The organism is Streptomyces sp. NPDC002790 (assembly GCF_040295505.1).
Classification (GTDB): domain Bacteria; phylum Actinomycetota; class Actinomycetes; order Streptomycetales; family Streptomycetaceae; genus Streptomyces.
Window position 1 is genome coordinate 23452 of sequence record NZ_JBEOVM010000027.1, and the last position, 14285, is coordinate 37736.

At 69.9% G+C, this 14285-nt stretch carries 9 protein-coding genes; 6 read left to right on the forward strand and 3 right to left on the reverse strand.

Annotation, left to right across the window (positions count from 1 at the left end; translation table 11 throughout):
• Positions 1-157 precede the first annotated feature (157 nt).
• Both ABT004_RS15360 and ABT004_RS15365 read left to right on the forward strand, forming a co-directional pair.
• The gene (locus ABT004_RS15360; RefSeq protein ID WP_351336266.1) at positions 158-3943 is read left to right on the forward strand and encodes an SMC hinge domain-related protein; all 3786 of its coding nucleotides are present in this window, start codon (positions 158-160) and stop codon (positions 3941-3943) included.
• Between the two features lie 231 nt (positions 3944-4174).
• Positions 4175-5593 carry a sugar porter family MFS transporter gene (locus ABT004_RS15365; RefSeq protein ID WP_351336269.1) on the forward strand — a complete coding sequence of 473 codons (1419 nt, stop codon included), beginning with the start codon at positions 4175-4177 and terminating at the stop codon, positions 5591-5593.
• Positions 5594-5686: 93 nt separating this feature from the next.
• Here ABT004_RS15365 and ABT004_RS15370 read toward each other — a convergent pair whose 3' ends face one another.
• Together ABT004_RS15370 and ABT004_RS15375 are read right to left on the reverse strand one after the other, a co-directional pair.
• Entirely contained in the window at positions 5687-6661 is a 975-nt protein-coding gene (locus ABT004_RS15370; protein WP_351336271.1) for an LLM class flavin-dependent oxidoreductase, read from the reverse strand.
• A gap of 65 nt (positions 6662-6726) precedes the next feature.
• Complete coding sequence (locus ABT004_RS15375) at positions 6727-8172, reverse strand: cytosine permease (RefSeq protein WP_351336273.1); 1446 nt, start codon at positions 8170-8172, stop codon at positions 6727-6729.
• A gap of 256 nt (positions 8173-8428) precedes the next feature.
• Between ABT004_RS15375 and ftsY the strand changes: the two genes are divergently transcribed.
• On the forward strand, positions 8429-9655 hold the full coding sequence (gene ftsY / locus ABT004_RS15380) for a signal recognition particle-docking protein FtsY (protein ID WP_351336276.1): 1227 nt from the start codon (positions 8429-8431) through the stop codon (positions 9653-9655).
• A gap of 69 nt (positions 9656-9724) precedes the next feature.
• On the opposite strand, the gene ABT004_RS15385 is transcribed toward ftsY, so the two are convergent.
• The gene (locus ABT004_RS15385; protein WP_351336279.1) at positions 9725-10393 is read right to left on the reverse strand and encodes a bifunctional DNA primase/polymerase; all 669 of its coding nucleotides are present in this window, start codon (positions 10391-10393) and stop codon (positions 9725-9727) included.
• Between the two features lie 470 nt (positions 10394-10863).
• Here ABT004_RS15385 and nsdA point away from each other — a divergent pair, with 470 nt between their 5' ends.
• The 3 genes from nsdA to ABT004_RS15400 all read left to right on the forward strand — a co-directional run bounded on the left by nsdA (position 10864) and on the right by ABT004_RS15400 (position 14259).
• The gene (nsdA, locus tag ABT004_RS15390; protein ID WP_351336282.1) at positions 10864-12342 is read left to right on the forward strand and encodes a transcriptional repressor NsdA; all 1479 of its coding nucleotides are present in this window, start codon (positions 10864-10866) and stop codon (positions 12340-12342) included.
• Between the two features lie 238 nt (positions 12343-12580).
• Entirely contained in the window at positions 12581-13924 is a 1344-nt protein-coding gene (locus tag ABT004_RS15395; RefSeq protein WP_351336285.1) for an ammonium transporter, read from the forward strand.
• A complete protein-coding gene (locus ABT004_RS15400; protein ID WP_266714579.1) occupies positions 13921-14259 on the forward strand; it encodes a P-II family nitrogen regulator in 339 nt (112 codons plus the stop codon). Before ABT004_RS15395 ends, ABT004_RS15400 begins: the two co-directional genes overlap by 4 nt.
• The last annotated feature ends 26 nt before the right edge of the window (positions 14260-14285 follow it).

Genomic DNA, 14285 nt, shown 5'->3' on the forward strand with positions numbered 1-14285 from the left:
GACGCTTCGGCGTCCCTTTTCTCTCTCGACCCTGCTCCCAGGCGCCCCCGCGCACCGTTTCCCCTGACGTTCTCTACGTCTGATGTGCCCTGCATGTTCCCGGGTGAAACCGTGGGTTCATGGAGTGAGACAGGGGTGCCGGGTAGAGTCCGACGGCGTGCACCTCAAGGCCCTGACCCTGCGCGGGTTCAAATCGTTCGCCTCGGCCACCACGTTGCGGTTCGAGCCGGGCATCACCTGTGTCGTGGGTCCGAACGGCTCGGGCAAGTCCAATGTCGTGGACGCCCTGAGCTGGGTCATGGGGGAGCAGGGCGCCAAGTCGCTGCGCGGCGGCAAGATGGAGGACGTCATCTTCGCCGGCACCACCGGGCGGCCGCCGCTCGGCCGCGCCGAGGTCTCGCTCACCATCGACAACTCCGACGGCGCGCTGCCCATCGAGTACGCCGAGGTCACCATCACGCGGATCATGTTCCGCAACGGCGGCAGCGAGTACCAGCTCAACGGCGACACCTGTCGACTTCTCGACATCCAGGAGCTGTTGTCGGACTCCGGCATCGGCCGCGAGATGCACGTCATCGTCGGTCAGGGCCAGCTCGACGGCGTGCTGCACGCCGACCCCATGGGCCGCAGGGCGTTCATCGAGGAGGCCGCGGGCGTCCTCAAGCACCGTAAGCGCAAGGAGAAGGCGCTGCGGAAGCTGGACGCGATGCAGGCCAACCTCTCGCGCGTACAGGACCTGACCGAGGAGCTGAGGCGGCAGCTGAAGCCGCTGGGCAGACAGGCCGCCGTCGCGCGGCGGGCCGCCGTGATCCAGGCCGACCTGCGCGACGCGCGGCTGCGGTTGCTCGCGGACGACCTCGTACGGCTGCGGGGAGCGCTCAGCGCCGAGGTCGCCGACGAGGCGGAACTGAAGCGGCGCAGGAGCGCGGCCGAGGAGGAGCTGAAGAAGGCGCTGCTGCGGGAGGGGCACCTGGAGGACGCGGTCCGGCAGTTGACGCCCCGGCTGCAGCGGGCGCAGCAGTCCTGGTACGAGCTGTCGCAGCTGGCCGAGCGGGTGCGCGGGACGGTGTCGCTGGCCGACGCGCGGGTCAAGAGCGCCACGTCGGCGCCCACCGAGGAGCGGCGCGGGCGTGAGCCCGAGGAGCTGGAGCGCGAGGCCGCGCGGGTGCGCGAGCAGGAGGCCGAGCTGGAGGCCGCCCTCGAAGCGGCGCAGATCGCGCTCGACGAGACGGTCTCCCACCGGGCCGATATGGAACGGGAGTTGGTGGCCGAGGAGCGCCGGCTCAAGGATGTCGCACGGGCCATCGCCGACCGGCGGGAGGGTCTCGCCCGCCTTCAGGGGCAGGCCAACGCCGCGCGTTCGCGGGCCGCCGCCGCGCAGTCCGAGATCGATCGGCTCGCGGCGTCCCGGGACGAGGCGCGGCAGCGGGCGGTCACCGCGCAGGAGGAGTACGAGCAGCTGCAGGCCGAGGTCGACGGGCTCGACGCCGGTGACGAGGAGCTGTCCACGCGGTACGAGGAGGCCAGGGCCGCACTCGCGGAGGCGGAGGCCGCGCTCACTGCCGCGCGGGAGGCCGCCACGTCCGGGGAGCGGGGGCGCGCGGCCCTCGCGGCCCGCCACGAGGCGCTCGCGCTCGGACTGCGGCGCAAGGACGGCACGGGTGCGCTCCTCGACGCGAAGGACCGGCTGACCGGGCTACTCGGCCCGGCCGCGGAGCTGCTGTCGGTGGCGCCGGGCTACGAGGTCCCGTTGGCGGCGGCCTTCGGCGCGGCCGCCGACGCGATCGCGGTAACCACCCCCACAGCCGCCGCCAACGCCATCCGCCTCCTCCGAAAACAGGACGCCGGCCGGGCGTCCCTGCTCCTGACATCCGACCCGGGCTCCGACCCCACCGGCCCCGCCTCCCCCACCTCTCCGCCGCTGGACGCTTCCGCTACGGTCTCCACCAACCAAGCCGCTTCCCTTCAGGGTGCTCCCCCTGACCCCTCCGCTACAGGCCGCACAAACCAAGCCTCTTCGGTGCTGGGCGCTTCCCTTGAGGGCTCCGTTGCGGGCCGCACAAATCAAGCCCCGCCGGCGATTGAGGCGCGGGGTCTGGGGCAGAGCCCCAGCGGTGCCGCGCACACCGGCCCTCGGGGCCCGCACCCCGACGCCGCCGAACTCGTCCGCGGCCCCGCCGAGTTGCTGTCCGCAGTACGACGCCTGCTGCGCGACACCGTGGTCGTAGGAACCCTGGAGGACGCCGAGGACCTGGTGTACGCCAGGCCCGAGCTGACCGCGGTGACCGCCGAAGGGGACCTGCTCGGGGCACACTTCGCACACGGCGGCTCGGCCGGCGCACCGAGCCTCCTGGAAGTGCAGGCATCCGTCGACGAGGCCGCCGCCGAACTGGAGGAGCTGGCCGCCCAGTGCGAACGCTGGGCCGAGGCACAGCACACCGCGGCCGAACGCCGCACCGAGTGCGCCGCACTCGTCGAGGAGTTGGGGCAGCAGCAGCGGGTCATGGAGCGCGAGCGCTCCGGCCGCGCCCAGCAGCTCGGCGCACTCGCCGGACAGGCCCGCGGCGCCGCGGGCGAGGCCGAGCGCAGCGCCGCCGCGGCGGCCAAGGCGCAGGACGCGCTGGAGCAGGCCGCGGCGGACGCCGAGGAGCTGGCGGAGCGCCTCGCGGTGGCCGAGGAACTGCCCGCCGACGAGGAACCCGACACCTCCGTGCGCGACCGCCTCTCCGCGGACGGGGCCAACGCGCGGCAGACGGAGATGGAGGCGCGCCTCCAGGTACGTACCCACGAGGAGCGCGTCAAGGGCCTCGCGGGCCGCGCCGACTCGCTCGACCGGGCCGCCCGCGCCGAGCGCGACGCACGCGCGCGTGCCGAGCGACAGCGCGCCCGCCGCCAGTACGAGGCCGCCGTCGCCGAGGCCGTCGCCTCCGGCACCCGGCAGCTGCTCGCGCACGTCGAGGTGTCCATCACCCGGGCCGACGAGGAGCGGACCCTCGCCGAGCGGGCGAAGGCGGCGCGGGAGCAGGAGCTCGGCACCGAGCGGGCCCGCGGCCGCGATCTCAAGGAAGAACTCGACAAGCTGACGGATTCGGTCCACAAGGGCGAGGTACTCGGCGCCGAGAAGCGGCTGCGGATCGAGCAGCTGGAGACCAAGGCGCTGGAGGAACTCGGTGTCGAACCGGCCGGACTTGTCGCGGACTACGGTCCCGACCAGCTCGTACCGCCCTCGCTCCCCGCCGAGGGCGAGGAGCTGCCGGAGGACCCGCAGCACCCGCGTAACAGCCCCCGCCCGTTCGTTCGTTCGGAGCAGGAGAAGCGGCTCAAGTCCGCGGACCGCGCGTACCAGCAGCTCGGCAAGGTCAACCCGCTTGCGCTCGAGGAGTTCGCGGCGCTCGAGGAGCGCCACAAGTTCCTCAGCGAGCAGCTGGAGGACCTTCGGAAGACGCGCGCCGACCTGCTTCAAGTGGTGAAGGAGGTCGACGAGCGTGTCGAGCAGGTCTTCACCGAGGCCTACCGGGACACGGCGCGCGAGTTCGAGGGCGTCTTCAGCCGGCTGTTCCCCGGCGGTGAGGGGCGGCTCGTCCTGACCGACCCCGAGAACATGCTCACGACGGGTGTCGATGTCGAGGCCCGCCCGCCGGGCAAGAAGGTCAAGCGGCTGAGCCTGCTCTCGGGCGGTGAGCGGTCCCTGACCGCGGTGGCGCTGCTCGTCGCCATCTTCAAGGCGCGGCCGAGCCCGTTCTATGTGATGGACGAGGTGGAGGCGGCGCTCGACGACACCAACCTGCAGCGCCTCATCGGCATCATGCGGGAGCTGCAGGAGGCCTCGCAGCTCATCGTGATCACGCACCAGAAGCGCACGATGGAGGTCGCCGACGCGCTGTACGGCGTCTCCATGCAGGGCGACGGTGTGTCGAAGGTCATCAGCCAGCGGCTGAGCTAGACCGTCGCCCTGGACCCCCTAGCAGTGTTCAAGTCTTGAACATGTTGCGACACTCCCATGCCTGAAATTCACAGGACCCGAAGTATTGACTTCAAAACATGAAGGCATAGTCTCTGCAACGTTGCTTTTACCTTCAGGTGGTGGGTGGCGTGAACGTGTGCGCCACTGGAATCGGATCTGAAGGGCTCGCCCCCACCCCCGGCAGCGAGGCCGGTGGCCCGAGGAGTACATGTGACCAGCAGTGCGGCACCGACAACGGGAGCCAGGCAGGAACAGCCCGGCAATCTCCGACGTGTCACCTTGATCGCGGCAGGTGCCGCCATGGGTGGCTTCCTCTTCGGCTATGACAGCTCAGTCGTCAACGGAGCCGTCGAAGCCATCCGTGACCGGTGGGACATCGGCTCCGGGACCCTCGCCCAGGTCATCGCCATCGCGCTGCTCGGCTCGGCCGTCGGCGCGGCGACCGCCGGACGGATCGCCGACCGGATCGGTCGCGTGCGGTGCATGCAGATCGCGTCCGTGCTCTTCATCATCAGCGCCCTCGGCTCGTCCATGCCGTTCGCGCTGTGGGATCTGATGCTGTGGCGCATCATCGGCGGTTTCGCCATCGGCATGGCCTCGGTGCTCGGCCCGACGTACATCGCCGAGGTCGCGCCGCCGGCCTATCGAGGCCGGCTCGGCTCCTTCCAGCAGGCCGCCATCGTGCTCGGCATCGCCGTCTCGCAGCTGGTCAACTACGGTCTGCTGAACGCCGCGGGCGGCGACCAGCGTGGTGAGCTGCTCGGCCTGGAGGCCTGGCAGGTGATGCTCGGGATCATGGTGATCCCGGCCGCGCTCTACGGCGTGTTCACCTTCATGATCCCGGAGTCGCCGCGCTACCTGCTGGCCAAGGGACGGTCCGAAGAGGCCCGCAAGGTCGTCCGGCAGGTCGAGGGCGACGGCGCCGACGCCGAGGCCCGCATCGCCGAGATCGAGCACGGCATGAAGAACGAGCGCCTGTCGACCTTCAGGGACCTGAAGGGCAGCTTCATCTTCAAGCCGATCGTGTGGGTCGGTATCGGCCTCGCGGTCTTCCAGCAGTTCGTCGGCATCAACGTCGCGTTCTACTACTCCTCGACTCTGTGGCAGTCGGTCGGCGTCGACCCGACGGACTCGTTCTTCTACTCGTTCACGACGTCGATCATCAACATCATCGGCACCGTCGTGGCGATGCTCCTGATCGACCGGGTCGGCCGCAGGCCGCTCGCGCTCATCGGCTCCGTCGGCATGGTCATCGGTCTGGGCTGCGAGGCCTGGGCGTTCTCCTCCGACCTGGTCAACGGCCAGCTGCCGACCGCGCAGGGCTGGGTCGCCCTGATCGCCGCCCACTGGTTCGTCTTCTTCTTCGCGATGAGCTGGGGCGTCATCCTCTGGGTCATGGTCGGCGAGATGTTCCCGCCGAAGATCCGTGCCACCGCCATCGGCGTCGCGTCGATGTTCAACTGGATCGCGAACTACCTCATCACCGCGACGTTCCCGTCCCTGTCCGACTGGAACCTGGGCGGTACGTACGTCATCTACACCGTGTTCGCGGCCCTCTCCATCCCCTTCACCCTGAAGTTCGTGAAGGAGTACAAGGGCAAGACACTGGAGGAGGCGGAGACGGTCTGACCGTCACGCCTCCCTCCCCGGGACCCGGGGAGATGGGTCAAGTCCCCGCTGCCATCTCCCCGCTGACGTCACTGCCCCGGCTCATCGACCCGATCACTGGTCCTTGAGCCGGGGCAGTACGTTTTCGCAGTACAGCTGCAGGCTGCGGCGGCCCTCGTCCAGGGGCATGCCGCCGGAGAGCGGATGCAGGATGTAGTTGTCGAGCCCCTGCGCCACGCACTCGTCGGGCGTGAGCACCCGGTAGACGCCCTCGGCCCGCAGCTCGTCGACCGTCGATGCCCCGGATTTCACCGCGGACTTGATGTCCCCCGACTGCCAGGACGCGTACGTCTGCGCCTCGTGCAGGAAGTGTTCGCCGTGCTCGGCCCAGGTGCGGTCCGGGTCGTCGGAGAGGTGCAGGAGCGGGGTCACCTTCCCGGGCATCATGGTCCAGCCCTCGGTCCCGTACTCCTCGAGGCGTTCCTTGTAGTACGCCTCGATCTCCGGCAGATGTGCGCTCGGGAAGAACGGGAGGCCGAGCCTGGCCGCCCGGCGTGCGGCCGCCTGCGAGGAGCCGCCGACCAGGAGCAGCGGGTGCGGCTGGGTGAACGGGCGCGGGGTGACCCGGACCCGGCGGCCCCGGTAACTGAACTCCTCGCCGGTCCAGGCCTTGAGCAGCGTTTCGAGCAGCTCGTCCTGGAGCTTTCCGCGGCGCTTCCACTCCACGTCGAACTGGGCGTACTCCTCGGGCCGGTAGCCGATCCCGGAGACTGTCACCAGGCGGCCGCCGCTGACCAGGTCGAGCACGGCGATGTCCTCGGCGAGGCGGAGCGGGTCGTGCAGCGGGCCGATGATCGCGGAGACGGTGACCGCGATGCGCTTCGTGGCGCCGAGGACCGCGCCCGCGAAGGTGAAGGGCGAGGGCAGCCAGTTGTTGGCGACGCCGTGGTGCTCCTCGGTCTGCACCGTGTCGATGCCCTGCTCGTCGGCGTAGCGGGCCATCTCGACGGCCGCCTGGTAGCGGGCGGCGAGTGTTTCGGGTGTGCCGGCGGGGTCGACGAGGTTGAACCGTACGACGGACACGGGCATGGAAAAGTCCCCCTCCGCGAGGCGTGCAGCCGGATGTGTGGAGGGGGACGTTAGCTGACGGAGCGTCAGGAGGCCATGGCTTCGGCCGCGTCGGCCTCGGCCGGGGCCCCGGTGGTGTCGGCCGGCTTGGGCAGCGCCAGGTACAGCAGGCCGGAGACGACGATCGTGACGATCCAGCCGAGGCCGTACTCACCGATGAAGTTGTTCGAGGCGAGCGGCCCCGAGAACCAGGTCGACGACGTGAACAGCAGGCCGACGACCAGGCCGACCGCCCAGGCGACGCACGCGGCGGGGGAGAAGCCGCCCTTGTACCAGTACGCGCTGGTGCGGGTGGTGTCGATCAGGGCCGCCGCGTCGTAGTGCTTGCGCGTGAACATGTCCGCGCCGAAGACGCCGACCCAGGCGGAGAAGGCCACGGCGAGCAGCGAGAGGAAGGAGATGAACGAGCTCATGAAGCTCGTCGCGACCAGCATCAGGATGGCGCCGAAGACCAGCGAGATCACCGCGTTGATGGAGACGGCCCAGTGCCGCGGCACCTTGAAGCCGAGGGTCTGCGCGGTGAACCCGGCGGAGTACATCGACATGGCGTTGATCAGCAGCATGCCGACCAGCGCGATCAGCAGGTACGGCACCGCGATCCACATCGGCAGGATCTCGCCGAGGAAGGAGACCGGGTCCTGGGCCGAGGCCAGGTCCGGGGTGGAGACCGCCATCACGGCCCCCATCAGAACCATCGGCAGCACGACGATGCCCGCGCCGCCGATCGAGTTCCCGATGATCCCCCTGGTGGAGGCGGTGCGCGGCAGGTAACGGGTGAAGTCGGGGGAGGACGGGATCCAGCTGACGCCACCGGCGGCGATCATGCCGATGCCCGCGACCATCAGCGACGTCTGCCCGGCGCGCTGCCCGAAGACCTCGGACCAGTCGGTGTTGATGACCAGGTAGATCAGCACCAGGACCGAGAAGACGCCGAAGAAGTACGTCGCGTACTTATTGCACTTCTGTACGACGTTGATGCCGAGGCCCGAGATCGCGAACGTGACGCACACGAACACCAGGAGGGTGACGATCACCAGGAAGTTGTTCTGCTTGATGCCGAACAGGATGTCCAGGACGGTGAGCACGGCGTACGCGCCGGTCACCGCGTTGATCGTCTCCCAGCCCCAGCGCGCGACCCAGATCAGCGAACCGGGCAGCAGATTCCCGCGCTGACCGAACACCGCGCGGGACAGCGCCATACCGGGAGCCCCACCACGCTTGCCCGCGATGCCGATCAGGCCCACGAGGCCGTACGACACGATGGGCGCCGCGATGGCCACGACGATGGCCTGCCAGAAGTTGAGCTTGTAGCTCACGACGAGGCTCGCGCCCATCGTGAGAAGAAGCACGCTGATGTTGGCGGCGACCCAGGTGGGGAAGAGCTCGCGGGTCTTGGCGGTGCGCTCGGCGTCGGGGACGGGCTCGATGCCGCGTGTCTCCAGCGCGCCTTCGGCTTCGGCGGTCTTGCTCATGCGGTGGGGTTCCGTGCCTCTCGCTCGGCTCGGCCGTGGGGGACAGCGAGCCGGTGGGGGGTGACGGGCCCGCAGGGCCCTTGTGGAGTGCTGTCGCGATCCGGCGTGGTGTCCTGATCGCGTTGGACTCTACGCGCGTTGATGCGGCGACTGCCATCGTACTTTAGTCCGAGTCGAACCCGTCGGAGCCCTTTGTCCTTTGGGTGAAGGTACGAACACGGCTTGGGCGGGGCCCATGGCTGATACTGGACGAGTTATGGAAACCGTCATCCTTGCTGTAGTCATCGCCGTGGTCGTGATCGGTGCGCTCGGCGGGCTCGTGATCGGCAGCCGCAAGAAGAAGCAGCTGCCCCCGTCCCCGCCGTCGGCGCCCGACATCACCACCGCCCCGCCCACCGAGCCGCACGTCGGCGAAGAGGCCGAGACGCCGCGCGACGAAGCGCGGCGCACGATCGAAGAGGTCGACCTCCCCACCGCCGAGCCGGCCGTAGAGGAGGAACCCGAGGCCCCGGCCGCCGCGGAGCCCGCCGCTCCCGAGGTCGAGGTACCGGAGCCCGCCGCGGGCCGTCTCGTGCGGCTGCGCGCCCGCCTTTCCCGGTCGCAGAACGCGCTGGGCCAGGGCCTGCTCACCCTCCTGTCCCGCGAGCACCTCGACGAGGACACGTGGGAGGAGATCGAGGACACGCTGCTCACCGCCGACGTCGGCGTGCAGCCCACCCAGGAGCTCGTCGAGAACCTGCGTGAGCGCGTCAAGGTGCTCGGCACCCGCACGCCGGACGAGCTGCGCGCGCTGCTGCGCGAGGAGCTCCTCAAGCTGCTCGTCCCCGAGTTCGACCGCACCGTGAAGACCGAGGGTTTCGCCACCGAGGGGACCACTCCCGGCATCGTGATGGTCGTCGGTGTCAACGGCACCGGCAAGACCACCACCACCGGCAAGCTCGCGCGCGTGCTCGTCGCCGACGGCAAGAACGTGCTGCTCGGCGCCGCGGACACGTTCCGTGCGGCCGCCGCCGACCAGCTGCAGACGTGGGGCGAGCGGGTCGGTGCGCGCACCGTGCGCGGCCCCGAGGGCGGCGACCCGGCGTCCATCGCCTTCGACTCCGTCAAGGAGGGCATCGAGGAGGGCGCCGACGTCGTCCTGATCGACACCGCGGGCCGGCTGCACACCAAGACCGGCCTCATGGACGAGCTCGGCAAGGTCAAGCGGGTCGTGGAGAAGCACGCTCCGCTCGACGAGGTGCTGCTCGTCCTCGACGCGACGACCGGGCAGAACGGTCTGGTCCAGGCCCGCGTGTTCGCCGAGGTCGTCGACATCACGGGCATCGTGCTGACCAAGCTGGACGGTACGGCCAAGGGCGGCATCGTCGTGGCCGTGCAGCGCGAGCTGGGCGTGCCGGTCAAGCTCGTGGGTCTCGGCGAGGGCCCCGACGACCTGGCGCCGTTCGAGCCGGAGGCGTTCGTGGATGCGCTTATCGGAGACTAGCGGAGGCGCTCTTCGTGCTTGGCGGGGAACTGCGGTCCGGTTGTTGCCGGTCGTGGTTCCCCGCCTTTGTTATGCGCAGGGCGAGCGGTGCGCCACGTAGGCCAGCGTTCCCAACAGGAGCCTCGCCTGCGGGGGTTGGCTCGCGGTGTCCAGGGACGGCGGCCGCAGCCAGGACGTCGGGCCGAGCCCCCCGCGGTCCGACGGCGGGGCCGTGACGTACGCGCCGGCGCCCAGCGCGTGCAGGTCGAGGGCCGCGTCGTCCCAGCCCATCCGGTAGAGCAGCGTGGGGAGTTCGGCCGCGGCTCCCGGTGCCACGAAGAAGTGGGCGCGGCCCTGCGGGGTGGCGACGACCGGTCCGAGCGGGACGCCCATGCGCTCCAGGCGGATCAGGGCCCGGCGGCCCGCGGCCTCCGGTACATCGATCGCGTCGAAGGCCCGGCCGACCGGCAGCAGCACCGCGGCGCCGGGGAACCGGCCCCAGGACTCGGTCACTTCGTCGAGCGTGGCCCCCGCCGGCACCAGCGCGGCCGGGTCGAGGGGGTGGGCCCCGGGAGCCGGGCAGTCGGCCTTTCCGCAGGAGCACGCGGAGCCGACGGCGCGGGCGCCGGGCACCACGTCCCAGCCCCAGAGGCCGGTGAACTCCGCCACCGTGGTGCAGTCCGAAGCGCGGCCGGACGTGCGGCCGCGGCGACGTGAGCCGGTGCGCATCTCACGCATGCCGCCGATCGTGAAGCCCATGCCCCCTCCAACACATCCCGTACGCCGACGGTTACGCGGCGGAATCGGATCGTTACCCGATGTGCGCGCCGCCCCGGCCGGACCGGAGCCGATTCGCATTCGGGGTGGTGCGCCCGGTGTCGCGCGCCCCCGTCCACCCTCGTCCGCCTACTTCCGGCTGTCGTATGTCAAGTGAATCGCGTGGGGCGGCTGCTGGGTTCATTCGAAGGGGTGGCGAATGGTGGCGTTTCCGTGTTCGCCCTCGCCGGAGGGGTGATCGTAGGATTACTTTCAGTGCATGAGCCCTCAGGGTGCACGCACCCGTGGGTATGCCGGAGGCAAGTCGGTTTCCTGTTCGAGGAGTGACAACTGCCGGACGGGGAGCCGGGTTTGACGGCATCCTGGTAGGGCTTGCGGGCAAGAGTGTGGAGAACAATGGTCGACGGGGCTTCACACACAGCGGCTTAGACGGCAGGGATGGGGGCGTTCCAGTGGGCGGCAGCGGCGGTGGCGTCACGAACGCCGAGAAGCGCCCGAACGAGCTGCTCGGTTCGTGGTTCGTGCGCAGTGGCTGGTCCAAGGGCGAGCTGGCGCGCCAAGTGAACCGGCGGGCCCGGCAGTTGGGGGCGAACCACATCTCCACGGACACCTCGCGCGTGCGCCGCTGGCTCGACGGGGAGAACCCGCGCGAGCCGATCCCGCGGATCCTCAGCGAGCTGTTCTCCGAGCGCTTCGGCTGCGTCGTCGCCGTCGAGGACCTCGGCCTGCGCGCCGCGCACCAGGCGCCCTCGGTGTCCGGTGTCGATCTGCCCTGGACGGCCCCGCAGACCGTGGCGCTCATCGGCGAGTTCTCCCGCAGCGACCTGATGCTCGCGCGCCGCGGTTTCCTCGGCAGTTCGCTCGCGCTCGCCGCGGGCCCCTCGCTGATCGAGCCGATGCAGCGCTGGCTGGTGCCGACCCCCGGCGCCTCGGCCAGGCCGGAGCCGGAGCCGGTCACGCAGCGTCGTGGGAACCGGCTGTCGAAGCCGGAGCTCGACCTCCTGGAGTCGACCACGGTGATGTTCCGCCAGTGGGACGCCCAGTGCGGCGGCGGCCTGCGCCGCAAGGCCGTCGTCGGCCAGCTCCACGAGGTGACCGACCTGCTGCAGGAGCCGCAGCCGGAGGAGACGACGCGGCGCCTGTTCAAGGTCGCCGCCGAGCTCGCCGAGCTGGCCGGCTGGATGAGCTACGACGTGGGCCTGCAGCCCACCGCCCAGAAGTACTTCGTGCTCGCCCTGCACGCCTCCAAGGAAGCGGGCGACAAGCCGCTCGGCTCGTACGTGCTCAGCAGTATGAGCCGGCAGATGATTCACCTCGGCCGTCCCGATGACGCCCTCGAACTCATCCACCTCGCCCAGTACGGCAGTCGCGACTGCGCCAGTCCCCGCACCCAGTCCATGCTGTATGCGATGGAGGCCCGCGCGTACGCGAACATGGGGCAGCCCGGCAAGTGCAAGCGCGCCGTGCGGATGGCCGAGGACACCTTCACGGACGCGGACGACTGGGACGACCCGGACCCCGACTGGATCCGCTTCTTCTCCGAGGCCGAACTGCACGGCGAGAACAGTCACTCGTACCGGGATCTCGCGTACGTGGCGGGCCGCAGCCCCACGTACGCGTCGATGGCCGAACCCGTGATGAAGCGCGCCGTCGAGCTGTTCGGGAAGGACGCCGAGCACCAGCGTTCGTACGCGTTGAACCTGATCGGGATGGCGACCGTGCACCTCCTGCAGAAGGAGCCCGAGCAGTCCACGGTGCTCGCCGGGAAGGCCCTGGAGATCGCCAGGAAGGTGCGCTCCGAGCGGGTCAACACCCGGATCCGCAAGACCGTCGACACCGCGACGCGGGACTTCGGTGACATCGCCGAGGTCATCGACCTCACGGAACAGCTCGCGCTCCACCTGCCGGAGACCGCCGAAGCCGCGGTCTGACGGCGGGGGAGCACCCCACAGACACCGGCCACGGCCACCGTCCCGAAACAGCCCGACTCGGCTCCCCTACGCCAGGTCATCGCGGACGGAGGTCGTGGTCGGTCCGTTTCCGGCATTTCATCCACCCGTAACACCCGCGGGCTCATCGTCACTACGGCGAAACATCAGGGGGCGCGAACGGAAACGGCGCTGCAGCAATGTCATGGCGCATAACCGGCCCCATGACGAGGAGACGCCGATGGCTGCAGCCATCACGCTGGCGGCAGACGCACCCACACTGTCGCCCGCCAATACAGGCTTCATGCTGATCTGTTCCGCCCTGGTGATGCTGATGACACCGGGACTCGCCTTCTTCTACGGAGGCATGGTCCGCGTCAAGAGCACCCTGAACATGCTGATGATGAGCTTCATCAGCCTCGGGATCGTCACGATCCTGTGGGTGCTGTACGGCTTTTCCGTAGCGTTCGGCACCGACAGGGGCTCGCTCCTCGGCTGGGACGGCGACTTCGTCGGGCTCAGCGGGATCGGCCTCACCCAGCTCTGGGACGGCTACACGATCCCGGTCTATGTGTTCGCGGTCTTCCAGCTGATGTTCGCGGTGCTCACACCCGCGCTGATCAGCGGCGCGCTCGCGGACCGCGTGAAGTTCAGCGCCTGGGGGCTGTTCATCGCGCTGTGGGTCACGATCGTGTACTTCCCGGTCGCGCACTGGGTGTGGGGGACCGGCGGCTGGGCCTTCGACCTCGGGGTGATCGACTTCGCCGGTGGTACGGCCGTGCACATCAACGCGGGCGCCGCGGCGCTCGGCGTGATCCTCGTCATCGGCAAGCGCGTCGGCTTCAAGAAGGACCCGATGCGGCCGCACTCGCTGCCGTGGACGATGCTCGGCGCCGGTCTGCTGTGGTTCGGCTGGTTCGGCTTCAACGCCGGCTCGTGGCTCGGCAACGACGACGGCGTCGGCGCGCTGATGTTCATCAACACACAGGTCGCGACCGCCGCCGCCATGCTGGCCTGGCTGGCCTACGAGAAGATCCGGCACGGCGCGTGCACCTCGCTCGGCGCCGCGTCCGGCGCCGTCGCAGGGCTTGTCGCCATCACTCCTTCCGGTGGTTCCTGCTCGCCGCTCGGCGCGATCGCCATCGGCGCCATCGCCGGTGTGCTGTGCGCGATGGCCGTGGGCCTCAAGTACAAGTTCGGCTACGACGACTCGCTCGACGTCGTCGGCGTCCACCTGGTCGGCGGCGTCGTCGGCTCCCTGCTCGTCGGCTTCTTCGCCACGGGCGGCGGCCAGTCCGACGCGGCAGGCCTCTTCTACGGAGGCGGCCTCGACCAGTTCTGGAAGCAGTGCGCGGGCGTCGGCGGCGTCCTCGCCTACTCGCTGATCGTCTCCGCGGTCCTCGCCCTCGCCCTCGACAAGACCATCGGCATGCGGGTCGACGAGGACGACGAGGTCTCCGGCATCGACCAGGCCGAGCACGCCGAGACCGCGTACGACTACAGCGGCGCGGGCGGCGGCACCGTCGCCCGCCAGGCCGTCCCCGCCCCGAAGGACCCACAGAACACGAAGAAGGTCGACGCATGAAGCTGATCACCGCGGTCGTCAAGCCGCACCGGCTCGACGAGATCAAGGAGGCCCTCCAGGCCTTCGGCGTCCAGGGCCTGACCGTGACAGAGGCCAGCGGGTACGGCCGTCAGCGCGGGCACACCGAGGTCTACCGCGGCGCCGAGTACACCGTCGATCTGGTACCCAAGATCCGTATCGAGGTCCTGGTCGAGGACGACGACGCCGAGCAACTGCTCGATGTCGTGGTGAAGGCCGCGCGGACCGGCAAGATCGGCGACGGCAAGGTCTGGGCGGTCCCCGTCGAGACGGCCGTGCGGGTGCGCACCGGCGAACGTGGCCCGGACGCGCTGTAACGGACATGGACGGAACGGGAGTCGCC

Coding starts and splice junctions, on each gene's coding strand:
- ABT004_RS15370 (WP_351336271.1), bottom strand. CDS start 6,661: ATGCCCGTGTCCGTCGTACGGTTCAACCTCGTCGACCCCGCCGGCACA.
- ABT004_RS15375 (WP_351336273.1), bottom strand. CDS start 8,172: ATGAGCAAGACCGCCGAAGCCGAAGGCGCGCTGGAGACACGCGGCATC.
- ftsY (WP_351336276.1), top strand. CDS start 8,429: ATGGAAACCGTCATCCTTGCTGTAGTCATCGCCGTGGTCGTGATCGGT.
- ABT004_RS15385 (WP_351336279.1), bottom strand. CDS start 10,393: ATGGGCTTCACGATCGGCGGCATGCGTGAGATGCGCACCGGCTCACGT.
- ABT004_RS15395 (WP_351336285.1), top strand. CDS start 12,581: ATGGCTGCAGCCATCACGCTGGCGGCAGACGCACCCACACTGTCGCCC.
- ABT004_RS15400 (WP_266714579.1), top strand. CDS start 13,921: ATGAAGCTGATCACCGCGGTCGTCAAGCCGCACCGGCTCGACGAGATC.